At 39.0% G+C, this 25,514-nt stretch carries 21 protein-coding genes; 11 read left to right on the forward strand and 10 right to left on the reverse strand.

Annotated features, from left to right (window positions below; genetic code table 11):
• The first annotated feature begins 58 nt into the window (after window positions 1-58).
• From JM81_RS09580 to JM81_RS09620, 9 genes are all read left to right on the forward strand, one after another.
• Entirely contained in the window at window positions 59-955 is an 897-nt protein-coding gene (locus tag JM81_RS09580) for a serine/threonine protein phosphatase (RefSeq protein WP_144802758.1), read from the forward strand.
• Window positions 956-959: 4 nt separating this feature from the next.
• Window positions 960-2,135: a helix-turn-helix domain-containing protein gene (locus JM81_RS09585; RefSeq protein WP_144802761.1), complete on the forward strand. Its 1,176-nt coding sequence runs from the start codon at window positions 960-962 to the stop codon at window positions 2,133-2,135.
• Window positions 2,136-2,210: 75 nt separating this feature from the next.
• Window positions 2,211-3,332 (forward strand): acyltransferase family protein, encoded by a 1,122-nt coding sequence (locus JM81_RS09590; protein ID WP_144802765.1) that lies wholly within the window; start codon window positions 2,211-2,213, stop codon window positions 3,330-3,332.
• Between the two features lie 115 nt (window positions 3,333-3,447).
• Entirely contained in the window at window positions 3,448-4,137 is a 690-nt protein-coding gene (gene aqpZ, locus JM81_RS09595) for an aquaporin Z (RefSeq protein WP_144802768.1), read from the forward strand.
• Window positions 4,138-4,238: 101 nt separating this feature from the next.
• Window positions 4,239-5,555, forward strand: a complete 1,317-nt coding sequence (locus JM81_RS09600) for a gluconate:H+ symporter (protein WP_144802771.1) — start codon at window positions 4,239-4,241, stop codon at window positions 5,553-5,555.
• 10 nt (window positions 5,556-5,565) lie between these two features.
• Entirely contained in the window at window positions 5,566-6,033 is a 468-nt protein-coding gene (locus JM81_RS09605) for a RidA family protein (RefSeq protein ID WP_144802774.1), read from the forward strand.
• A 5-nt stretch (window positions 6,034-6,038) separates the two neighbouring features.
• Window positions 6,039-7,151, forward strand: coding sequence for a D-TA family PLP-dependent enzyme (locus JM81_RS09610; RefSeq protein WP_144802777.1), 1,113 nt, complete (start codon window positions 6,039-6,041; stop codon window positions 7,149-7,151).
• Window positions 7,152-7,153: 2 nt separating this feature from the next.
• Window positions 7,154-8,218 carry a dipeptidase gene (locus tag JM81_RS09615; protein ID WP_144802780.1) on the forward strand — a complete coding sequence of 355 codons (1,065 nt, stop codon included), beginning with the start codon at window positions 7,154-7,156 and terminating at the stop codon, window positions 8,216-8,218.
• A gap of 203 nt (window positions 8,219-8,421) precedes the next feature.
• Complete coding sequence (locus JM81_RS09620; protein ID WP_144802783.1) at window positions 8,422-9,075, forward strand: hypothetical protein; 654 nt, start codon at window positions 8,422-8,424, stop codon at window positions 9,073-9,075.
• Between the two features lie 22 nt (window positions 9,076-9,097).
• Here JM81_RS09620 and JM81_RS09625 read toward each other — a convergent pair whose 3' ends face one another.
• On the reverse strand, window positions 9,098-11,272 hold the full coding sequence (locus JM81_RS09625; protein ID WP_144802786.1) for an acylase: 2,175 nt from the start codon (window positions 11,270-11,272) through the stop codon (window positions 9,098-9,100).
• Between the two features lie 47 nt (window positions 11,273-11,319).
• Window positions 11,320-12,366, reverse strand: a complete 1,047-nt coding sequence (locus JM81_RS09630) for a TPM domain-containing protein (protein WP_144802789.1) — start codon at window positions 12,364-12,366, stop codon at window positions 11,320-11,322.
• A 160-nt stretch (window positions 12,367-12,526) separates the two neighbouring features.
• Here JM81_RS09630 and JM81_RS09635 point away from each other — a divergent pair, with 160 nt between their 5' ends.
• Complete coding sequence (locus JM81_RS09635; protein WP_089260823.1) at window positions 12,527-14,266, forward strand: ABC transporter ATP-binding protein; 1,740 nt, start codon at window positions 12,527-12,529, stop codon at window positions 14,264-14,266.
• A gap of 240 nt (window positions 14,267-14,506) precedes the next feature.
• Here the strand turns inward: JM81_RS09635 and JM81_RS09640 are convergent, their stop codons facing one another.
• From JM81_RS09640 to JM81_RS09660, 5 genes are all read right to left on the reverse strand, one after another.
• A complete protein-coding gene (locus tag JM81_RS09640) occupies window positions 14,507-14,839 on the reverse strand; it encodes a 2Fe-2S iron-sulfur cluster-binding protein (RefSeq protein ID WP_144802792.1) in 333 nt (110 codons plus the stop codon).
• Window positions 14,840-14,903: 64 nt separating this feature from the next.
• On the reverse strand, window positions 14,904-15,251 hold the full coding sequence (locus JM81_RS09645; protein ID WP_058104968.1) for a four helix bundle protein: 348 nt from the start codon (window positions 15,249-15,251) through the stop codon (window positions 14,904-14,906).
• Window positions 15,252-15,293: 42 nt separating this feature from the next.
• The gene (locus JM81_RS09650; protein ID WP_144802795.1) at window positions 15,294-16,352 is read right to left on the reverse strand and encodes an NAD(P)/FAD-dependent oxidoreductase; all 1,059 of its coding nucleotides are present in this window, start codon (window positions 16,350-16,352) and stop codon (window positions 15,294-15,296) included.
• Window positions 16,353-16,421: 69 nt separating this feature from the next.
• Entirely contained in the window at window positions 16,422-16,661 is a 240-nt protein-coding gene (locus JM81_RS09655; protein WP_089260826.1) for a NifU family protein, read from the reverse strand.
• Window positions 16,662-16,666: 5 nt separating this feature from the next.
• The gene (locus JM81_RS09660; protein ID WP_144802797.1) at window positions 16,667-17,809 is read right to left on the reverse strand and encodes an Mrp/NBP35 family ATP-binding protein; all 1,143 of its coding nucleotides are present in this window, start codon (window positions 17,807-17,809) and stop codon (window positions 16,667-16,669) included.
• A 228-nt stretch (window positions 17,810-18,037) separates the two neighbouring features.
• On the opposite strand from JM81_RS09660, the gene JM81_RS09665 reads away from it, so the two are divergent.
• Window positions 18,038-19,696, forward strand: a complete 1,659-nt coding sequence (locus JM81_RS09665) for an amidase (RefSeq protein WP_144802800.1) — start codon at window positions 18,038-18,040, stop codon at window positions 19,694-19,696.
• Between the two features lie 210 nt (window positions 19,697-19,906).
• Here the strand turns inward: JM81_RS09665 and JM81_RS09670 are convergent, their stop codons facing one another.
• The 3 genes from JM81_RS09670 to JM81_RS09680 form a co-directional block, all read right to left on the reverse strand.
• Entirely contained in the window at window positions 19,907-20,572 is a 666-nt protein-coding gene (locus tag JM81_RS09670) for an ABC transporter ATP-binding protein (RefSeq protein ID WP_144802803.1), read from the reverse strand.
• A gap of 68 nt (window positions 20,573-20,640) precedes the next feature.
• Entirely contained in the window at window positions 20,641-23,040 is a 2,400-nt protein-coding gene (locus JM81_RS09675) for an ABC transporter permease (RefSeq protein ID WP_261375161.1), read from the reverse strand.
• Between the two features lie 63 nt (window positions 23,041-23,103).
• On the reverse strand, window positions 23,104-25,512 hold the full coding sequence (locus JM81_RS09680) for an ABC transporter permease (protein WP_144802809.1): 2,409 nt from the start codon (window positions 25,510-25,512) through the stop codon (window positions 23,104-23,106).
• Between the last annotated feature and the right edge of the window lie 2 nt (window positions 25,513-25,514).

Here is a 25,514-nt window from a genome sequence, read left to right on the forward strand (position 1 = left end):
TTGGGAACTACTCCCATATGGTTGGCGGGATTTTCGGATATTTAACGAAAAATAGACTATGTCATCGGAAACCAGACTTAATAAAGCCCTTAAAAATGCCAAAGTCCTTTCCTTTGACGATACTTCCAAATTCATTCTGTTTAGTGACTGTCATAGAGGCGACAATAGTTTTGCCGATGATTTTGCCAATAATAGAAACATTTACTATCACGCCCTAAAATTCTATTATTCAGAAGGATTTCAATATTGCGAGCTTGGTGATGGTGATGAACTATGGGAAAATATTCACTTTGAATCTATTTTTGAAGCACATAAAAATGTATTTAAATTATTAAAACAGTTTCATCTAGAACATAGATTGCACATGATCTGGGGCAATCATGATATGGTCTACAAGGATGAAGCTTATGTTAAAAAACACCTTTCAAGTTATTTTGAGCCTATTGACGATAAGGACAAATCGCTCTTTGAGGGCATAAAATACCATGAGGCCATTATATTAAGGCATAAGGATACCCAACAAGAAATTTTTCTTACCCATGGCCACCAAGCAGATTGGTGGAACTATACTTTCTGGAGATGGGGCCGATTTTTAGTCAGGGTCCTTTGGAAACCTTTACAGGTATGGGGCATTGCCGATCCTACCTCTCCCGCAAAGAACTACACGGAACTTATAAAAGTAGAACGGCGTATAAAAAAATGGATTTTAAAGCACAACCTTTTGGTTACGGTCATAGGGCATACCCACAGGCCCCGTTTTCCAGAACCTGGTGACATCCCCCTTTTTAACGATGGTAGTTGTGTGCACCCTAGGAGTATAACAGGAATTGAGATAGAAAACGGAAAGATCTCATTGATCAAATGGCAGATCAACACAACCGATGATGGTACTTTACGTGTTGTACGTATTTTACTTGAAGGTCCCCAAAAACTAGAGGACTATAGAGAAAAGTAATGTAATGGTTACAATAAACGAACTTATAGACCAAATTCCTGTTAGGCATAATCTAACATCGGGCATTATGTTGTTGGGGGTGGTACAAAACATCTTTATAAGTCTTATAATGTTGTTAAAAAGTAAGGGAAACCCGCCCTTAAAATATTTGGCCCTAGCAATTTTGTTCGGTGCCATAATATTTTTAGATGTATATGTCTGTTACACCGGGCTAATGAAGCATGTACTTTTTTTAAACGATTCTACGGAACCTTTGGTCCTTTTATTAGGACCCATGATTTATTTTTCCATTTATGGTTTCTTAAAGCGGAGGCACATATCCCTAAAACAAGGTTGGTGGCATTTTGTGCTTCCAGTGGGCTATTTTATGTCTCAAATTCCTTTTTACCTTGCACCACTATCAGTCAAACTTAATGCTTATCTAGGCGCATATTTTAATGATTTTCCCACTGCTAACGTAACAGAAAACTTTAATTACAGCTATCATTTTTTCAAGGATATTTTTGATTGGCTTATTCTGATAAGTCTTTTAACCTATACCATCCTATCAATGATCTTGGTTAGGGAAGAACATGCTAGAATTACTCAAAATGCGTCTACCGGCAACTATGCCAAATATATATTTACAAGAAACTCCGCGCTTATACTGTGTTTCTTTTTCTTACTTGTCTTTTGCGTATTTTATATATATGATGATGATAAGGGTGATCAATATATTGCAATTTTTGAAACCGTAGTGGCATTTGCAACCACCTATATTATAGTTTCGGAATCACGCTTTTTTGATAAATCTTGGGTAGCGGACAAATATGAAACTTTAGGAAAACCTACCAAACAAATTTCATTTAAGGAAATAGAAACATTTGTTGATACAGAAGAGTATGTGCTATCCATAAATGCAAGTTTAAATGATCTGGCCGGACGCTTACAGATGCACCCCAACCAAATTTCAAAGGCAATTAATCTAGGGTTTGGCTCAAACTTTAATTCCTACATCAATTCTAAACGAATAGCCCTTGCAAAACATAGACTGATAGATGCGCAATATAACCATCTCACCATTGAAGCTATAGGAGCATCTGTTGGTTTTAAATCCAAATCTGCCTTTTACAATGCTTTTAAGAAAGAAATAGGGTCTTCCCCTTCAAAATTTCAAAAAACAATTTATCCAAAATTGTAATTGTGGAGAGATTGGCGGTCCATTAAAACCACAAAGACATCTAGAATCTTCAAATTTGACCAAAACTTAACGGTCATGGATAAAAGGTTTAGAAGATACGATTTGGATTGGTTGCGTGTATTTGTCTTTTCGCTATTAATATTCTATCACGTGGGAATGTTCTTTGTTCCTTGGGGGTGGCATTTAAAAAACAATATCATTTATGAATGGCTAACCTGGCCTATGCTTTTTTTAAACCAATGGAGATTGCCCATTCTATTCCTTATTTCTGGCATGGGAACCTACTACGCTTTTTCTAAACGCACCCTGTTGGAATTTAACAAAGAACGTTTTCTACGATTAGGTGTGCCCCTGCTCTTTGGTATGTTGGCCATTGTACCCCCTCAAATCTATTTTGAACGTTTGGCGGAAAATCAATTTCACGGATCCTACCTGGAATATCTTGGTACTATTGCATATAAGGGTGTTTACCCAGAAGGTAACATTAGCTGGCACCATTTATGGTTTTTGCCTTACCTATTAATATTTTCCATTCTTCTATCCCCCGTTTTCATTTTTTTAAAACATAGAAAAAATAAACTGATCAGTTGGACCAAGGGAATACTTCAAAAACCACTGGGACTTTACATTTTTATAATACCATTGTATTTGCTAGAAGCATTTATGGAACCTTTTTTTGATATTACCCATGACCTCCTTAATGATTGGTTTAACTTCACTTCTTCCATGACCTTGTTTTTCTTTGGCTTTGTCCTTGTTGCCAATGAAGAGGTTTTCTGGATAGCTCTATCAAAAATCAGACAAAAAGCACTGAGATTTGGTATTTTAGGATTTATAGGTCTACTCTTAATCTGGCAATTGGAAGATGGTTACGTGGTACATTTTACCGAAGCATTTTTAAAAGTCTTTAATTTTTGGTCATGGATTCTTGTACTATTGGGCTATGCAGCAACCTATAAGAACAAACCAAGCAAATACCTAAGTTATGCCAATAGAGGAGTGTACCCATTTTACATCCTGCACCAAACAGTCATAATTGCATTGGCCTATTATGTAAAGGATTTAAACTGGGGGCTGCTTACCAAGTTATTTGTTCTTATAATAGGTACATTCCTAATTTGCTGGTTAATCTATCATTTTATAATCTTAAAAATAAAAATTTTACATCCCCTATTTGGATTGAAAAAAATGGTTTAACATCTCATTGATCATGAAAAAGTAGTTTAAAAATACGCCCTAAAACTTCAACAATTATGTGACTTACTTAAGGTTTTGGTTTCTAAATATATAGAATCAATTAAACCTTATTAAAATGAAAAAATTTATTGCAGAATTTATCGGGACGCTATGGTTGGTCTTAGGTGGTTGCGGTAGTGCCGTCCTTGCAGCAGGATTTCCAGAAATGGGTATTGGCTTTGTTGGGGTATCCTTGGCCTTTGGACTCACCGTGGTTACCATGGCGTACGGCATAGGCCATATTTCCGGATGTCATTTAAATCCGGCAGTATCCATTGGTCTCTGGGTAGGGGGACGTTTTGACGGTAAAGATCTATTTCCTTATATCATTGCCCAATGTATGGGGGCTATTGCGGGTGCTGCCATACTTTTTCTTATTGCATCGGGTAAATCAGATTTTGTATTGGGCAATTTTGCCGCCAACGGTTATGGAGAGCATTCCCCGGGAGGATACAGTATGACTTCTGCATTCTTCATTGAAGTAGTTATGACCTTTATTTTTCTTTTTGTGATTTTAGGTTCTACATATACAAAGGCCCCAAGAGGATTTGCCGGCTTGGCCATTGGACTTTGCCTTACACTTATACACCTAATTAGCATACCGGTCACTAATACTTCTGTAAACCCTGCCCGTAGTACCAGTCAAGCACTTTTTGTAAACGATTGGGCACTAGGGCAACTATGGTTGTTCTGGTTGGCCCCAATTATCGGTGCTATTCTAGCAGGAATTGTATATAAAGTTATCTCCCCTGAAACTACGGATTAAGTTATTCTCACATTAAGAAAGCGCATCATATTTATATAAAATATGATGCGCTTTTATTTTATGGTATATTTAAAGTATCAACCAATCAACTCAACTTTAACATGCCATTATTCATTGTAATTTTAGGAATACTTCTACTCTTTGTACTTATTGCCCGTTTTAAATTAAATGCTTTTATCACCTTTATCATCGTATCCTTGTTCGTTGGTATCGCAGAAGGCATGGACCCCTTAAGCGTTGTGGACTCCATTCAGAAAGGTATAGGCAATATATTAGGTTTTCTCGTCATTATTTTAGGTTTGGGAGCCATGTTGGGCAAATTGGTGGCAGATAGTGGCGCCGCCCAACGTATAACTACAAAACTGGTAGAAAAATTCGGTAAAAATAATATTCAATGGGCCGTTGTCCTAACAGGTTTTATAGTAGGTATTCCCATGTTCTATTCCGTTGGGTTCGTAATTTTAGTGCCCTTGGTATTTACCATTGCCGCAGCTACCGGGCTGCCCTTATTATATGTTGGACTTCCAATGTTGGCCTCCCTCTCGGTAACCCATGGATATCTGCCGCCACACCCAGCCCCTACTGCATTGGCATCTATGTTCAATGCCGATATTGGCAAGACATTAATATACGGTATTTTAGTGGCCATTCCAGCAATTATCGTGGCAGGCCCCTTATTTTCAAGAACTTTAAAGAATATAAATGCTACCCCTTTAAAGGAATTTATAAATCCTGAAATTTTAAAGGAAGATGAAATGCCCAGTATGGCCAATAGTATCATCAGTGCACTTTTACCCGTAATTCTTATAGCAATTGCCGCTCTTGCCCAGCTCTTTATGCCTACAGATTTCTTTCTAACAAAAATTTTAGTGTTTATGGGTAATCCTGCCATAGCCATGTTGATTTCGGTATTGGTGGCTATTTATACTTTGGGATTGGGCCGAGGCAAAAGTATGGCGGAAGTTATGGGTTCGGTAAGTAGTGCCATTACCGGAATTACCATGGTACTTCTAATCATTGCGGGATCCGGAGCTTTAAAACAGGTATTGATTGATAGTGGAGTAAGCGAGTATATTGGTGGTATATTGGAACAATCTTCAATATCTCCTTTAATTTTAGCTTGGCTGATCGCTACGGTCATCCGTGTGTGCGTAGGTTCCGCAACCGTAGCCGGTTTAACGGCAGCGGGTATTGTACTGCCATTGGTACAAGGCACCGGAGTTAGTCCAGAATTAATGGTGCTAGCCATTGGTTCCGGAAGTTTAATGTTATCCCACGTAAACGATAGCGGCTTTTGGCTCTTTAAAGAATACTTCAACTTATCCGTAAACGATACCCTTAAAAGTTGGACCGTTATGGAAACAACAGTAGGGGTTATGGGGTTGATCGGTGTTCTGGTAATAAATATGTTCATTTAAAAAAATTAATATGCAAAAGAAACCTTCTGAAAGAATTAAGGAATTAGGGTTGGTACTTCCACCCGCACCGCCACCTGCAGGATTGTACAAACCGGTTCTTGTCGTGGACCATTTTCTTTATATATCCGGACAAGGACCCATGCAGAATGACGGTTCTTTGATTATTGGCAGAGCAGGCGATGATATGACCATGGAAGAGGCAAAATTAGCCGCAAGGCAAGTGGCCTTGACCATGCTATCCACTATACAGACCCATTTTGGCGATATCGATAAAATTAAACATATTGTAAAGACCTTGGGAATGGTAAATTCCACTCCAGATTTTGGGCAGCAACCTTTGGTCATTAATGGTTTCAGCGAACTTATGGCAGCTATTTTTGGTCCCGATAACGGTGTTGGTGTTCGTAGTGCAGTTGGTATGATACTACCTGGCGGAATACCTGTTGAAATTGAGGCTCATTTTGAATTACATCATTAAATCTCATGAAAGACGACCACTGGTATTCCTTACACTATCCTGAAGAGGTTATTTCGCCCTCACTGCTTGTCTATCCAGATAGAATACAGCATAATATCAATACCATGATTTCTATGGTAGGTGATGTAAATAGATTAAGGCCCCATGTAAAAACCTACAAAAATGCCAACATCATTGGTATGCAAATGTTATCTGGAATCCACAAATTTAAATGTGCTACGATTCCCGAAGCGGAATTGCTTGGAGATTGCAACGCTAATGATGTCCTATTGGCCATGCAACCTATTGGCCCAAATACTAAACGCTTTGTTGAACTCATAAAAAAATATGGCAACACCAAATTCTCTACCCTAGTAGACAACGCCAAAACTGTAAATCTGCTAGGTGATCTAGCTAAAGCGAATAATATTAAAATTCCGCTGTGGATAGATATCAATAACGGTATGAACCGAACAGGTATAGCTCCTGACCAAAAAGCATTGGCCCTATATAGAGCATTAAATGAACATGAGCATTTAATTGCCGAAGGTTTACATGTGTACGATGGTCATTTACGAAATACGAATCCCACTATACGCCAAGCAGATTGCAATACCGCTTTTGAACCAGTATTAAAATTAAAAGCCGCTATTGAGCAACTACGGATACCAAGTCCAAAAATAGTGGCTGGTGGTTCACCAACATTTCCATTTCACTGCAAGCGGAAAGATGTGGAGGCCAGCCCAGGTACCACATTACTTTGGGACTCCGGCTATGGAAATCTTTTTCCAGAGATGAATTTTTTACCTGCGGCAGTTTTAATAACACGTATACTCAGCAAACCCACTACTGGTATTCTTTGTTTTGATCTAGGTCATAAATCCATAGCACCAGAAATGCCTTTTCCCCGAATAGAATTTTTAGACCTTGAACACAGTAAGCAAATTAGTCAGTCAGAAGAGCATTTGGTAGTTGAATATGACGACCTTACCATACCTGAGATAGGTGATGTGCACTACGCAGTTCCTAAACATATTTGTCCTACCGTAGCTAAATACGATACCCTTACCGTTGTTAAAGATAATGAGGTTATCGATCATTGGCCGGTAACTGCAAGAACCCAAAAATCTACTATTTAAACATGTTTATATTCGATGCCCATTTAGACCTATCCATGAATGCCATGGAGTGGAACCGCGACCTTACTTGGTCTGTTGAAGATATTAGAAAAGGTGAGCAAGGTATGACCGATAAACCGGATAGAGGTAACAATACAGTATCGTTAGATGCTATGCGAAAAGGTAATATAGGGCTCTGTATGGCAACGCAAATTGCCCGTTATGTCCATAAGGACAATACACTACCGGGGTGGAAATCACCCCAACAGGCCTGGGCACAGACACAAGGGCAACTGGCATGGTACAGAAGCATGGAAGATGCTAAAGAAATGGTTCAAATCACCAACAAAATTCAACTTGATGCGCACCTGGAACTTTGGAAAACCGATAATGAAAAGAAACCTATTGGCTATATATTAAGTTTAGAAGGTGCAGATTCTATTATCGACATCTCATACTTAAAACGTTCATATGATCAAGGGTTACGCGCCATTGGCCCCGCACATTATGGTCCTGGCACATATGCCCATGGTACCAACTCATCTGGTGGTATCGGTACCAAAGGAAGAGCGCTATTAAAGGAAATTCAACGTTTAGGAATAATTTTAGACGTAACCCATCTATGCGATATCAGTTTTTGGGAAACTATGGTGAACTATGACGGTCCTCTTTGGGCCAGCCACAACAATTGCAGGGCCTTGGTTAACCACCATAGGCAATTTACAGATGAACAGATCAAGGAAATTATATCACGTAAAGGTATTACTGGTGTTGTACTTGATGCTTGGATGATGGCTCCAAATTGGGAAAGAGGGGTTTCTAGACCGCAATCTGCAGGGGTAAGTCTACAGCAAATGCTCGATAATATCGATCACATTTGTCAACTTGCCGGTAATGCCAATCATGTAGGCATTGGTTCTGACCTAGATGGCGGATTTGGAAAAGAACAAGGTCCTGCCGATGTAGATACTATTGCAGATTTGCAAAAATGTGTTCATTTATTAGAAAACAGAGGGTATGCACCTCAAGACATTGAGAAAATAATGAGCGGAAATTTCATTTCATTCTTAAGGGAAAACTTAAAATAATGTATTGAAAAAATTATACGCATATTTAGTCTCACTCATATTATTACTCGGGCTTTCGGAGCAAAAACAAGAAAAAGACAGCGACTAACACTGCTAACAGCTACATTTCAACGAATTATATGACAATGAATTAATTTTTAACGAAGCCTTAAGTGCCCATGGCAGGGTATTTGTTATCTTTATTTCATCATATTGAGTAATAAATGAGAAATTCTTTTTTTCTTTTAATAGTTATGGTTTGTTGTGCATTAACCAAGGTTTCCGCACAGTCCGAATTTCCTACTCCAAAACCCTTAAAAATTGAGGCGGCAAAACCTATTGAGCCGCAAGGCAAGACAAGTACGGGCAATGCTTTAAATATGCCTTCTCTGATCAAGGAACAGCCCAATATTGATATGAATTCCAGAAATCCGGTAAAAATGTTGCCCGATGAAGAATTGGTACAGGCAGGCACGGGCATGAAGATTGATCCAAGGGTTGGTCCTGGAGAGCGCCTAAATGGATCTGGACAATTTTTTGCAGACCAGTATTTAGGAGATATTAAAAGTAACGGAAAATATATTGGTATTGTTTGTAGAGATCATGAATATGTAGACGGTGACCGTGTTAAGATTTATATGAACGATATGGTCATTGAACAAAATCTATTACTGACCGGAGCTTTTAAAGGAATTAATGTAGACCTACAAGATGGCTTTAACCGTTTGGACTTTGAAGCTTTGAACCACGGTTCCTCTGCACCTAACACCGCACAGGTAGATGTGTACAATGATAAAGGAGAGCTGATCTACTCTAACAAATGGTTATTATCCGCAGGTTCCAAGGCTACTTTGATCGTTACCAAAGAATCAATGTAGTCCTAATTTTTACTTAGTTCTTTTACTTACCAGGAACATACGTGCGTTTTGCGTTTTTTAGAACATCATTACGATAATAAAGTACTTCTTTCCAATTTACATTCCTGTAACTATCAATCTGATCGTTAAAATGTGGCGAACCGGGATTACCACTTTGTCCGCCTGCCAGAATACTTTTAGCCTTTACCGTATCCCCAAATTCAACAACTGCGGCAAAACTGTTGCCCCTTGTACCATATAATTTTTTAGCACCATCCGTTGTATACCGAGCGCCATAAGCGGCCAATGCCCCCCACCTACCGGATGCAAAGCCTATAGGAATGCTTGGTTGTGCATCATCAAAATGTTGTACGATATCTCCTGTAGTTCGCTGATATCTATTTACCGCTCCCCACGGCATTTTCCACGTACCAAAATCTACCGATAGTTCATCAATCACCTCTTCAAATATCTTTAATGCTTCTTCTGTATGTGTACCAAAATAAATCATACGTTCCATGTCACTCAACCCTTCCGGATGCGCTGCCCTACTGCCCATTGCCGTTCCATAAAAGTGGGCCAAGGTCATAGCTACTTGATCTTCTCCAGTAGTGTAATCCCAATCTTCTAAAATTTTTATTGGTTCCCTTAATTTTGGATTTTTATCGTCATGCGAATTATAAGCCTTTACCAATCCAGGAATGAGCGCCTTAAAGGCTGGTAAAAATGGATCATGTGCCAATTGAATTAAACTATCTATGGTATATCCTTTACGATCTTTCAATAAGTCAATAGCATGTACTCCCCTAAAATTCTCTTGATCCCTGGACATATAATAGGGGTAATCTTCTTTGCTAGGACTAAATTCCAACGCTGCAGTATACGGAGTGGAATTACAATTCTGGATCCAACCATTTTCAGGATTCTTTATTAGAATATTTTCATCTACCGTATGCAATCCTTGCCAATCTGTCTTAGGGTCATTACCATCTACAGGTTGAGAATAGTTGAACTGAACTTCTCTTTTTGGAACAAAATTTCCATGAAAGTATGCAATGTTGCCTTCCGCATCTGCATAAACCGTATTGTTGCTTGAGTTGGTTCGGATATCCATCATAGTCCTAAAACCTTTGTATCCACTTTGTTTTGTACGAATAAATGATTGTTCCAAAGCTTTTACAGGTTCCCACATCATGGCAGATGCCGTCCATTGCCCATCGGCAACATGGGTTATGGGTCCGTGGTGCGTTCTGTATGCAGGAAATTTTTTCTCTTTCAATACTTCTCCATCCAGATACTTTAATATTATTTCAGACGATGCTACAGGACGTAATTCTTCTCCGTATTGATACATCAATTCGTCATCGTTTTTTATAATCGTTTCCTTGAATTCATCCATAACATCAGTATAGGTTGATGTATGCATCCATCCGGTTTTTTCGTTAAATCCTTGGTAAACGAAAAACTGGCCCCAAGTTACCGCACCATAGGCATTTAATCCCTCTTCAGAAACTACATGAACTTCTCCCCTAAAATAAAACGAGGTATGCGGATTGATCAATAATAAAGGATTACCGGACCGTGTCAGCTTACCAGAAATTGCAATTCCGTTAGAACCTTGAGGCTCCTCCACTTCCTTCTCTTTATCTAATTGCAACATTTCCATCTTGGGCAGCTCCATATCACTCTCATAAAAAGCGGCGATCTTCCTAGTAGAAATGCGCTCAATATCCCCACCAATAGAGCCTTCACTAAAATACATGGGCATCCATGGTTCAAAATGCGTCAGCAATTTCGGTTTTACTTCTGGGTGCGTATAGAGGTAGTAATTTATTCCGTCTGCAAAAGCATCACATAATTCTTTTAACCAAGTAGGACTCTTTTCATAATTCGCTTTAGCCTCTTCTTCGGTCATAAACAGTTTTGCGCGCAAATCGCTGTACAAGGCTTCTTCGCCATCTACTTCTGCCAATCTACCCGTTGCCCATATGTAGTTTTGCTCTACACGGTTAAAATCATCCTCGCACTGTGCATACAACAATCCAAAAACGGCATCTGCATCTGTCTTACCATAAATATGCGGCACACCATAACCATCCCTTATAATCTCAACATTTGCCGCTTGTGCTTCCCACTTATCCACTTTGGGGTTACCGGCTTTCTCCGTATTACAAGATAAAAATAGGATGAAGACCAACACATAAACTATTTTATTCATAACCACTATACTTTTAGATCATTAAGGCTTATAAATGTACTTTATTTTTACCAGCTGCCACTTGCACCACCACCGCCAGAACTGCCGCCCCCGCCAGAAAATGAACTAGAACTACCACCAGAAGAACGACTGCCCGAACCAAATGAATGGCTTCCTGATGAGGAGAATGTTTTTCTATAATAAGTCTTGTCATTTTTTAACCATGAAATACTTAGTTTGTCCTTGCCCGTTATTTTTAGTTTTATAAATGCAATGATAGCCGCTATACCAAAAAAGGGTAACAACAGCCATAATAAAAGCTTTGGTTCATCAAAAATTTGCATGACCATATCTTGGTCAGACGTATAAATACTATACGCAATGAATAAAGGAATTACCATGAACACCATACCAAACAAAGTTGATATAGAGCCTCCTAATAACATAAAAATACCGGGCAGTACACCTAACTTACCAATGAACATTCCTCTAAACACCTCTATTACGTTTTGATAACTCCTAAAGAAGAAAAAACCACCTACACCCATGAATATGGAAAGAAAAACACCAAGGAAGATGTTCATGTAAAGTTTATCCTTATCATGTTCATCAGCTATTTCTTGTTTAAATTCTTCTAATGCTTTGGGGTCATTAAGAAATTCAATAAGCTGATTCGTCGCATGATCAATACCATTAAAATATGCCTCTTCCTTAAAATTAGGAATCATGGTATTTCTGATGATTCTTGATGCAACGGCATCGGTAATATAAGGCTCTAACCCATAACCTACCTCTATTCTTACTTCTCGGTCCAATTCTGAAAATAGAATCAGTAGTCCGTTATCCTTTCCTTCTTGACCAATTCCGTTTTGGTTGAACAGCCCATTGGCATAAGTCTCAATGGTTTCATAACCTAGTTGCTCTATAGTTACAATGACCAATTGATTGGTAGTAGCGGTTTCAAAATCTACCAAACGCTGATTTAAATCCATTTCTTGTTCTGGCGTAAAAATGTAGGCACTATCGGTTACAAAATCACGCAGCTCATAATATTGTTCTTGAGCATTGGCACACAAACCAATTAGAAGAAAAAAGAAGATCGTTTTTTTAAACATTGAGCGGTAGTCTGGTTACTCAAATATAAAAACCTTTATCGATTCCTTACATCAATATCAAAATCTATTCTAGATTCGGTTAAACTTTAGAATTGAAGTAACTTGCGATTCATTACCGGTAGGTCTTGACCGGACATTAAAAACAAAACTAATTACCCCAATGGCAGAAAAAAAAGTAAGTATACTAACCGCATTTAAAACTATAATTTGGCCCAGAAGAAAACTTGTGTTATTGGGTTTATTATTGATCGTTATCAGTAAAGCGGCCAGTTTTGTGGCTCCGGTATCCTTGCGTTATTTTCTGGATGATATTGTTCCCAATAAAGATTATGATCTGTTAAAAGTTTTGGTGGCCGTGGTTATCCTATCCTTTTTGGTTCAGGCAGTCATGTCCTTTTTATTGACCAAAGTTCTTAGTATACAGGCCCAATATATGATTTCCGAACTACGAGCACAGGTTCAAAAACAAGTTCTTTCCTTGCCCATACGTTTTTTTGACAATACAAAATCAGGTGCGTTGGTATCCAGGATAATGAGCGATGTGGAAGGTGTACGTAATTTGATCGGTACCGGACTCGTACAATTGGTAGGAGGTACCATTACGGCGGTGGTTTCACTCATTTTATTATTGAGAATTAGCCCAACCATGACCTTGCTGACCTTTATACCACTTATTCTTTTTGCCCTTATAGCGCTAAAAGCATTTAAAATTATACGACCTGTTTTTAGGGAACGTGGAAAAATTAATGCGGAAGTAAAGGGTAGGTTGACCGAAACTCTTGGAGGTATACGTGTCATTAAAGGTTTTAATGCTGAAGAACAAGAGAGTAAGGTTTTTGAGGAAGGTGTTGACCGTTTGTATCAAAATGTGAAGAAAAGTTTGACCGCGACCGCAATTATGACCAGTTCATCCACATTTTTACTAGGCCTTGCTACTACGGGCATTATGATGGGGTTTGGAGGGTATAAGATGATGCAAGGAGAATTGACCACCGGCGAGTATTTTGAATTTACATTTTTACTTGCGCTCATGGTGGCCCCTATTGTTCAAATGAGCAATATTGGGAGTCAATTGACCGAAGCCTTGGCCGGATTGGACCGTACCGAAGAATTGATGAACAAAGTATCTGAATCTGATGAAAAGAACCGTACGATCAACCTGAGCAATATAAAAGGAGACATGGTTTTCAATGATGTGTCCTTTGCATACGAGGAGGACAAGGAGGTTTTGCACAACATAAGTTTTGAAGCGAAATCTGGTGACGTCATTGCCTTGGTGGGTAGTTCAGGGTCTGGAAAATCTACTATTGCTGGCTTGGCCGCCAGTTTTTTAAATCCAGACTCAGGAGAGATTACCATTGATGGGGTCGATATGGCCAAAGTGGACCTGACAAGTTTTAGAAAATACTTGGGAGTGGTTCTGCAGGATGATTTTTTATTTGAAGGAAGTATTAAGGAAAACATTCTTTTTCCAAGACCCGATGCTTCTGAGCAAGAATTACAGGATGCAATCAAAGCGGCTTATGTTAATGAATTTACAGATCGCTTTGAGGATGGTTTGGATACCGTAATAGGAGAGCGTGGTGTAAAACTATCTGGTGGGCAACGGCAACGCATAGCCATTGCAAGGGCCGTACTGGCCAACCCAAGAATCTTGATTTTGGACGAGGCAACCTCAAATCTGGATACCGAAAGTGAATCATTAATACAAAAAAGTTTGGCCGAACTTACCAAGGGAAGAACAACCTTTGTCATAGCCCACCGCTTGAGCACCATTAGAAAGGCCAATCAAATTTTGGTCATTGAAAACGGACGTATTGCAGAACAGGGCACCCATGAAGAACTGATTGCCAAAGAAGGCAGATACCATAACTTGTTCACCTATCAGGCAAGGATATAAGATTGTTGTTGTTGGTTGTTGGTTGTTGGTTGTTGGTTGTTGGTTGTTGGTTGTTGGAAAATAAAAATATGTCAATTCGAGTGAATTGTCCAAGTATAAGAAGATTTGTATCGAGAACACTCATTTATATCTCAGATATTCTCGATACACTTTTATATGTATGCTTTACTGTAAACTACAATCACGCGAAATGACTATAGTTCTGAAAAACCATTGTATTGTTTTGTTGATAAGAAACAGTTATACATCCTCTGGAGCTAGCTCTACTTTGAGTCCGTCCATTTCTTCAGAAATATGCAATTGACAACCTAAACGCGAATTTTCCTTAACATTAAAAGCTTCTGACAACATAGCTTCTTCGTCATCGCTCATTTCCGGCAATTCGTGGTCAGATTCCACATAACACTGACAAGATGCACACATTGCCATACCTCCACAAATACCTATGGTTCCTTCTGGTGCCAGTTCATACGAACGTACCACTTCCATAAGGTTCATATTCATATCCGTAGGAGCATCTATTTCATGGGTTACTCCGTCGCGGTCTATTATTGTAATTTTTATATCGGTCATAAATCAGTGGGTTAGTGGGTTAGTGGGTTAGTGGGTTAGTGGGTTAGTGGGTTAGTGAAAAATATTACTTCATTGATTTAATAAAGGCATATAACATTTTTGATACTTGATTAGTTTCATTTATCAATTCTAGTGCCATTTCTTTTTCTACATACGCTAATCTTTGCGCAAGATAAAGCATGGATCTTAGTTCACTGTTGGAAGCTAAAGAAAAATATAAAAAGCGTTTAAAATCCGCATTAGAACTTCTTTCAAAACCTTCTGCTATGTTATTAGAAATAGATACTGAAGCTCTAGTAATCTGATCCCGAAAACCAAAATCTTTTAAATCCCTAAATTGTTTATAGATAAGAACCGCTAAATCTTGAGATTTCTGCCAAACCTTTAGGTCTTCAAATCGTTGTATAGTCATCTTTACTAATTCACTATTTCACCAACACACCAATTCACAACTTTACTCAATCTTTTTCACCACCGCTTTAGGCGCTTCTTTTTTAGTTCCGTCAAAACCGCTTACGCCACCTACCGTGGTATATTTCATAACGTACTTTTTATCTGGATGAATTTTCTGGAAAGCACTTTGGCACATTAGTGTAGCCTCATGAAAACCGCAAAGAATGAGTTTTAATTTTCCAGGATATGTATTTACATCACCAATGGCATAAATACCGGGAATATTGGTCTGATAATCAAATGTATCTACCTTAATTGCATTCTTTTCTATTTCTAGTCCCCAGTCGCCAATAGGTCCCAGTTTTGGGGATAGTCCAAACAAGGGTATAAAATAATCAACCTCCAAAAGCATTTCTTCCTTTGCTTCGGAAATTTTTCTGACCAGTATGGATTCTAACTCATTTTCCCCATTTAAATCTATGATTTCCGCTGGTGTAATTAAATTTAATTTTCCTTGGTTTTTTAGTTCCTGAACTTTTTCAACAGAATCCAGTACTCCCCTAAATTCATTTCTTCTATGTATCAAGGTTACCTCAGAGGCCATATCTGCCAAAAAAATACTCCAATCCAGTGCAGAATCGCCACCCCCGGCAATGACCACCCTTTTATTACGGTACACTTCAGGGTCCTTGATCATGTAAGCAACACCGTTGTCCTCATATTTGGACAGGTTATCCAACAGGGGTTTTCTAGGCTCAAAACTGCCCAACCCACCGGCGATTGCCACAATAGGGGCATGGTGTTCCGTTTCCTTATTTGTGGTGACCACAAAAGTACCGTCGTCTAATTTCTTAATGGTTTCCGCTCTTTCACCCAACGTAAATCCGGGCTGAAAGGATTTTATCTGTTCCATTAAGTTATTTACTAAATCCCCGGCCAAGATCTCTGGAAATCCAGGAATATCATATATGGGCTTTTTGGGGTAGATTTCAGCACATTGACCACCTGCCTGTGGCAAGGCATCGATCAGATGACATTTTAATTTTAATAGTCCTGCTTCAAAAACGGCAAAAAGACCCGTAGGTCCTGCGCCAATTATCAATATATCGGTCTTAATCATTGAAGAAATCGTTTACGCCTTTCAAAATTATAAATCCATTGATTCATAAATTATGATTTTCATCAGGATTTAACCACCTATATTAATTACGTTCTGTATTTGTGGCGCATATTTCTTAATGGTCATTTCCACACCGCTTTTAAGGGTCATTTGATTGACGCTGCAACCAACACAAGCGCCTTCTAACCTTACGGTTACCGACTCTTCCTCAACAGAGATTAGGCTTATGTCACCCCCATCACTCTGTAAAAAAGGTCTAATTTCAGCCAATGCTTTTTCAACATTCAATGTTAGTTCTTCAAACGTCATATCTACTATTTCTTAACTGCAGCACAACCTGCCATTGTTATAATCTTTATTGCTTCCGTAGGTGGTAAAGTCTTATTTCTACCTACAACTTCCTGTACTACCTGCTTGGTAATTTCCTCAAATGCAGATTCTACAGGTGTTTGCGTCTGTAAAGCGGCCGGTCTTCCTACATCACCCGCTTCACGTATACTTTGCACCAAAGGTATTTCTCCCAAGAAAGGTACGTTTAAATCTTCTGATAGATGCTTGGCACCTTCCTTACCGAAAATATAGTATTTATTCTCCGGTAATTCCGCAGGTGTAAAATAGGCCATATTCTCAATAATTCCCAATACCGGAACATTAATGGACTCTTGTTGGAACATAGCCACCCCCTTTCTTGCATCCGCAAGGGCCACTTCCTGTGGGGTACTAACTACAACGGCTCCCGTAACCGGTAGCGACTGCATTATACTTAAATGAATATCTCCCGTACCCGGTGGAAGATCGATCAGCATAAAATCCAATTCGCCCCAATGTGCATCAAAAATCATTTGGTTCAAAGCCTTACTGGCCATTGGCCCTCTCCAAATTACCGCTTGATCTCTTTGGGTAAAAAACCCTATCGATAACAATTTAACCCCATAGTTTTCTACAGGTTTCATTTTAGATTTACCCGCTACATTTACCGCCAATGGTTTTTCATTGGCAACATCAAACATAATGGGCATGGAGGGTCCATAAATATCAGCATCCAATAGGCCAACCTTAAATCCCATTTTTGCAAGGGTTACCGCCAAATTAGCGGTTACGGTAGACTTGCCCACTCCCCCTTTACCGGAGGCAACAGCAATTATATTGGTAATACCTGGAATTGGTTTCCCCTTTATTTCATTGACCTTATTGGGCTTTGCCGCCGGGGCTTCCACCTTTACATTGATCTTGATCTTAGCTTTTTCATAGACTTCCCTATGTATAACCTTTAGAATCTCGACCTCCGTTTTCTTTCGCGCCTGTAAACTTGGGTTCTTAATCGTTATATCTACCTCAACCTCATCACCAAAAATTTGAACATTGGTTACCGAACCGCTCTCTACCATATTCTGACCTTCACCAGGCACTGTAATATGCTCTAAAGCTTTAAGGACATCTTTTTTCTCTATCTTCATTATATAAATTCATTCTTGACCTGCCCGTTTGCAAACAGGCTACAAAGATAATCCTTAGATGTTAGATTATGAAGTTAGCGTATTGAAAATGAAGATGCCATTATAAATAGAATCTGTTATTGCCATAAGTTAAATTCTTACGGAATTCTGGCTTTTTCAATAAGCGGAACCTAGCAAAATCTGTACCTTAGAATTCCAGCACAATTTAAATAATAGTACGCCCCAACCATGATACGCATAAGATCACTTTTTACATTTATAACACTCTGCTTTATTTTAGCCTGTTCAAGCACCAAAAATCAATTTTCAAAAAAAGATGTTCAACGCTCCCAAAAACTTGTAGGGCTCAATTTTGACAAAAAATATATAGATACCCTTTACCCCTACCTACAGCGAAATAAAGAAGGGTTTGACAGTTTAAGAAAATACACTTTGAATGCCAACACCATTCCTGCCGTACAGTTTAACCCGCTACCCTTGAATTTTATTCCGCGTGCACACAAAGGTTTTCCTGATTGGGAAATTCCTGCAGATGTTGCTCTTCCTGCAAAAGAAGCCGATCTGGCCTTTTTTACCATTCCAGAACTAGCATCCCTTATTAAAAACAAAAAAATAAGTTCCGTAAAACTTACGCAGTTCTTTATTGACCGATTAAAAAAATACAACCCCATACTTCAATGCACCATAACCATTACCGAAGAAATGGCACTAAAACAGGCGAAACTACTAGATGAAGAGCTTGCCGCAGGCCTTTACAGGGGTATCTTACACGGTATTCCCTATGGAGTAAAGGACTTGATGGCAGTAGAGGGTTATAGAACCACTTGGGGCGCCGCGCCGTACAGAGACCAGGAAATTAATATGACGGCCACGGTGGTCAAGAAATTACAGGCTGCGGGTGGGGTTTTGGCAGCAAAATTGGTCTCCGGCTCCTTGGCTCGTGGTGATGTATGGTTCAATGGCAAGACCAAAAACCCATGGGATACGGATCAAGGGGCCTCTGGCTCCTCTGCAGGTTCCGGCTCAGCAACTTCGGCCGGATTGGTTCCTTTTGCATTGGGAACGGAAACATTGGGCTCCATAACCTCACCCAGTACCCGAAACGGAATAACAGGTTTACGCCCCACGTACGGTAGGGTAAGTAGGCATGGCGTAATGAGCTTAAGCTGGTCAATGGACAAAGTGGGACCTATGGCCAGAAGTGCAGAAGACTGTGCCATTGTGTATAGTGTAATAACCGGCAAGGATTCCCTGGACGCTATGACCATGGATTTTCCTGACGGATTTGACCCTACACGAAATTATAGGGATCTTAAAGTTGCCTATCTAAAGAAAGATATAGAAAAAGATTCCTCGCTTAGCAAGGCCAATGTAGAAAAAGCCATTAAGACCTTTATAGAGATGGGAATAGACCTACATGAAGTGGAATTGCCAAAGGATATACCCTACTCTAGCTTTGATGTTATCCTAAGAGCAGAAGCCGGTGCATTTTTTGACGACTTGGTCCGTTCTAAAAATGTGGACAAAATGGTGGAACAAGATCAACGCTCAAGGGCCAATTCTTTACGCCAGGCGCGTTTTATACCAGCGGTAGAATATTTACAGGCCAATAGGCATAGACAGATATTGATAGAGAAAATGCAGACAATCATGAAAAACTTCGATGTACTTATCTCGCCGTCATTTGGCAATAGACAATTGATCATTACCAACCTTACCGGCCATCCTGCCATAGCCATACCAACAGGACTGGACAAGGAGAAACACCCAACTAGTATTACCTTGGTGGGCAACCTATATGACGAAGCAAGTATACTCTTACTTGCCAAAGCATTCCAAGACCAAACTACGTTCGATAAAATGCACCCGGAAGGGTATACAGATTAGTTGTTGGTTGTTGGTTGTTGGTTGTTAGATGATTGAAATTCCAAGTTAAGTCCAGAACTATTTGTTTTTAAATGGATTATAATAACCTCATTATTCAATTAAAAAATTGCAAATGGATATACTAACTGATATTCGAAAATAACTGTCTTACCCTAAGGTTCTCAACTACGATCAAAATGACATTCCGTGAAAATCCAATTTTCAACACAGTTAAATCTTTCTACCGTCCAAAAGGTTGATAATTCTTGAACCAAAGCCGGCATTTTTTTCTGAATGGGTTACTTGAATAATGGTTACACCATCTTCCTTGTTCAGTTTTTTGAACAGCTCCATAATTTCCTCACTTTGTTGCGAGTTTAAATTTCCGGTAGGCTCGTCGGCCAATATCAATTTTGGATTGCCGATCAATGCACGGGCTATACCTACCAATTGTTGTTGCCCTCCACTAAGCTGGGTCGGAAACAAATCTTTCTTGCCCACAATATTAAATCTATCCAACATATCCGCAACCAATGCCTTACGTTCAGAACCCTTTACTTTTTTATACAGCAAGGGCATTTCCAAATTTTCCTCTACCGTTAGGTCGTCCAATAAATGGTAAGATTGAAACACAAAACCTATATATTCCTTATAAAGATTTGAACGATATTTTTCTTTTAGGGTATGCACGGATTCGCTTAAAAAATCATACTCTCCTTCGTCAAAAGTATCTAACATACCAATTACGTTAAGTAATGTAGATTTACCTGAACCTGATGGCCCCATAATAGAAATGAACTCCCCTTCTGCAACCTCTAAGTTTATATCCTTAAGCAAGAATACACGTTGCCCACCTTGTTGAACCCATTTAAAAATATTTCTTAATTGTAATAACATCTTATATATAGTGAATTAGTTGATTAGTGATATAGTGTATAAGTGATTGATGGTTAAAATCATATTTATTATTCCGCTCTTAAACTTTTAACAGGATTTATATTAGCGGAATTTACCGTTTTTACCATCATAATCATCAATGAGACCAATACCATTGCCAATCCGCTGATGGCAAAAATCCACCAACTGATTTCTGTCTTATTGGCAAATTCCTGAAGCCAGATATATAATCCGTACCATGCAAGGGGTGCCGCAATGACAAATGCTATTAAAACCAGTTTTAAAAAGTCTTTTGACAGTAAGAAATTAAGCTGTATTAAATTGGCACCAAGTACCTTACGTATTCCTATTTCCTTGGTTCTACGTTCCGTGGTGTGTATGACCAGACCAAACAGCCCTAAACAGCTGATCAGAATTGCAAGACCGGTAGCCCATTGTAACAAGATTGAGGTTTTTTGCTCACTTCCGTAAAAACGTTTTACGGTATCATCCATAAATGTGTATTCAAAATCAGATGACGGGTACAGCTTGTTCCAAATCGTTTCAATTTTAGAAAAAGTAGCAGGCCAATCACCCGTGTTTTTACTATTCAATTTAAAATGAATGGTTTTGAACTGTGTCCACCTACCCCTGTAGGAACCTCCTGTGAACGCCATTGGGGCCACACCATATTTTAAGGAATGTTGGTTAAAATCATCCATTACTCCAACAATGGGCAAGTTTTCATCATCCACCTTTAGATTTTTACCCACAATATCTTCTGGTTCCGTTATTCCCAACACTTTTAAATACGATCTGTTGACCACAAATTCCCGAATGGAATCGTTCAATGGCATTCTACCGGCCACCAACTTTAAATCATAAAGTTGAAAATAGCGGGCATTACCGTACATCAATTGTAAATTAGAGTTTACTTCCTTATCCCCTTCAACGAACTTAACACCCATGCTCATTGTAGAAAATGATGCCGGCGGATTTCCAGAAAGTACCACCTGATCAACTCCCGGCAATTCCTCCATCTGGCGAACGAACCTTGTTCGTTTTACGGCAGAGGTATCTCGCCATGGTGTTCGGAAATACGCAATAGCCTCTGTTTTAAAGCCCATATCCTTTTTCATGATATAGTTCAATTGCTTACCCACCATTAATGTAGCAATGATAAATACCTGTGCAATAACAAATTGAAATACGGTTAAATATTTTCGTAACGAACCCTTATCCGAACTGGGCAGGACCCGCTGTTTCAACACAGAAACCGGTTTGTACTTGGACATAACAATAGCAGGATAAAAACCCGATAAGACCGTTACCAAGAACAACATGAGGATTATACCCATAATTATCCAAGGATTATAGAAAAGTTCAAAAGTGAGTCCCTTAGGTATGAAATCCGAAAATTGGGCAAGCAGCCACTTTGACAGGAAAAAAGAAAGTGTTGCAGCGGCCAAACTCAAAATGAACGTTTCTCCCAAGAATTGGAGTACCAACTGCTTCCTTGAACTTCCCAAGGTTTTTCTGATTCCTATTTCCTTTGCTCGTTGTATGGCTTGGGCCGTATTTAAGTTGATAAAGTTTATACATCCCAAAAGGACAAGAATCACCGCCAATGTCAATAAACTTTTTAATGCCGATAACGAAGTGCGACTATCATCAAAATCAAATGTATGATAATTTGGATTTAAGTGAATATCCGCCAATGGTTGCAAATGGTACGCACTGGTTCTGCCTATGGCCACCATTTCCGGTTCATCATGCTCTTTTGCTATACGTGAAAGGATTTCTTGAACCTTTACAGGGTCTGCCCCTTGGGATAATTTCACGAACAATTGAGAGGCCGAGTTGGTATTGTTCCAATTTGCTTCGTTCACGGCATTGGTCATATCTTGGGTAGCAGCGGTTTTTAAAGAGATGAATTCTTCAAAAACAATATCCGTTCTTCCTTTAAAATTTTCCACAATGCCCGATACTGTTGCCAAAATAGTATCATTATAGACTACGGAATTTCCTATAATATTTTGCAGTTCCTGATCGGGAAAGTATTTTTTTGCCCGTTGCCGGCTCAAAACTACCCTATTTGGCTCCGTTAAAGCATTATCGCTATTACCCACCAACCATTGATAATCAAACACCTCAAAATAAGAGGGGGAGGCATAGGCCACAAATTCAGGATCTTTGAACAAGTGACCCGTCACCTTATTTTGTACATGTAACGGGAATGCTGTGAATATTGGGGCAACAGCATTCAACTCGTTCATTTTAAGGTCCACCAACGCTTGCGCCAATGGCACGGTTACGCCTGCATTGTAAAAATCTCCATCCGGACTTTTAAAGGACGTAGTAACCCTATATATTTTATCCCCATCTGGATGAAACTTATCAAAAGTAAGATCATAAAATACCATTGCCCCAATTACAAAAGCAGCGCTAAGACCAATAGAAAGCCCTAAAATGTTTATCAAGGAAAACACTTTATTTTTCCAAACATTACGAAATGCGATTTTTAAATAATTACGTAGCATATTGGTTTAAATTTATTCCGTTCGTAAACTTTTCACCGGGTTGGCCCTAGCTGCCCTAACCGTACGTGTACCTATGGTAAGAAAGGCTATTACCAAAGCTAAAGCCCCAGCTGCTACAAAATACCATATACTTAAATTAATTTTGTAGGCATAGTTCTGTAACCATGAACGCATGGCCCACCATGCAATTGGTGAAGCAATTACAAAGGCAATCAATACCAATTTTAAAAAATCCTTGGTCAATATATAGGTAATTGAAGAAACACTTGCCCCTACAACTTTTCTAATGCCTATTTCCTTGGTGCGCTGTGAAACGATTAACAAAGACATTGCAAATAGCCCCATACAACTTAATATAATTGCAAGTATAGAACCACTTGTTATCATTTTAGCCGTTGTCTTTTCCCTTCTAAAAGTCCTATCTATATTTTCATCTAAAAAAGACCCTAAGAATTCTGCATTAGGCTCCAGTTTTTTCCAAGCATTTTCTATGGCTGCAAAAGAATTGGCCATATTTGCCGGTGATACTTTTACAAAGCCATAGGTAAGGTTTTGTTGCCTGCTCATAAAAAAAGTCATGGGTGCAATTTCCTGATCTAAATCCCTGAAGTTGTAATCTTTAACAACCCCGTAAACGGGATAGAATACACCATCATCAATCTCTAATTGTGAAACTAACGGATCTTGCTCACCCAATTCTTTGGCCATTGCCTCATTGATCACCACCCCCAAGCTATCACCGGCACTCTCAAAATTTCTTCCGGCTACCAAGTTTAATCCTAAGGTCTGAACATATTCATTGTCCACCACCAAAAAATTCGTCATTACTATACGGCCTTTATATTCAAAACCGATACCACTAGAAGACCTACTACCATCTTTTCCAAGTCCCAAATTACTGTCAGAACCGCTTACCGAAACTATATCCGGATTACCGTTCAACTCATCACGTAACAATTCTACCAAATCATGACTATTACGCTTGCCGTTTATTGGAAAGGAGACCACCTGTTCCTTATCAAACCCTAAATCCTTATTTCGCATATAATCAATTTGACCCCATAACACCAATGTCCCAATAATCATAAGTATAGCTATGCCAAATTGAAATACCATAAGTACGTTCCTCACCTTATTATTACCGGAAGATTCCAACTTTCCTTTTAAAGACTGTATGGTTCCCAAACGACTCATCAATAGGGCCGGATAACCACCTACCAACATGGTAATAGCAAAAACCGTAAGTAAAAGTCCTATTAAAAACACAGGTGACATAAGTAGTTCTGAAGAAATCTGTGTATTGAATATTGATTTAAAATCACTTAAAAACACGGCACTCAATACTACACCTATAGTTATGGATAGTAAAAAGACAAACAAACTTTCACTCCAAAATTGAAAAAATAGTTGCTGCCTTTGTGCCCCTAAGGTTTTACGCATACCTATTTCCTTTAAGCGCTTTGCCGTTTTGGCAATACTCATATTTATATAATTTATACAGGCAATGAACACTATTAACAAGGCAATACCAAAGATGAGGTACGGCCCACTTCTACTCACCTCAACAAATCCGTTTTTAAAACTTGCAAAATGCACATCTTTAAGTGGTACTAGTTTAAGATTTATAAAACGGCCATTTTCATCTGCCGTGGCACCGTCTCTTTTTAACCGTTCTATTCCTTCCCCATAATGAAGATCAATAAATGCCTCACTGCTTTTTTCAAAGTCCGATGCCGCCAAACCTTCCTCAAGTTCTACATATACCGCATGATATTGTCTATCCCATGCTTCTTTACTTGCCCCATATTCATTATGACTTTCAAATCTAGCAGCTATTTGAAAATCTAAATTGCTCTGTGGAAGAATATTATCCGCGATAGCACTTACCGTGAACGGTTTTTCTTCCCCATTGACCAAAAGATTAACTGTTTTACCTATAACCTCTGTTGACCCAAATAATTTATCTGCCCCATCTTTGGTCATTACAACAGAATTTAAATTTTCTAAAGGATTCTTGCCATTGCCATTACGAACAGGGAAGCTGAACATGGAAAAGAATTCCTGGTCTACCCAAATAACATCCATACTTACCTCTTTTCCCTTATAAAGGGCAAGCGTGCCGTCCTCAACACAGCGGGCAAAACGCTTTACCCCTGGAACTTCTGAATATAATGCAGGGGCTAAAGGTGCTGGTTGAACGGCACCCACCTTAGGTCCTTTGGGTGTTTGTTCCGTACGTACAACTTTGTAAATAGCATCTCCATTGGTATGAAAACCATCATAGGAAAGTTGAAAAACAGCGGCCATAGCCAACAATATTGCAACGGCAAAAGCTACCGACAATCCCGTTACATTTAAGCCGGTATTTGTTTTGTCCTTTACTAAATTTCGCCAAGCTACTTTTAAATAATTTTTAAACATGA

The organism is Maribacter sp. MAR_2009_72 (assembly GCF_007827235.1).
Taxonomy (GTDB): domain Bacteria; phylum Bacteroidota; class Bacteroidia; order Flavobacteriales; family Flavobacteriaceae; genus Maribacter; species Maribacter sedimenticola.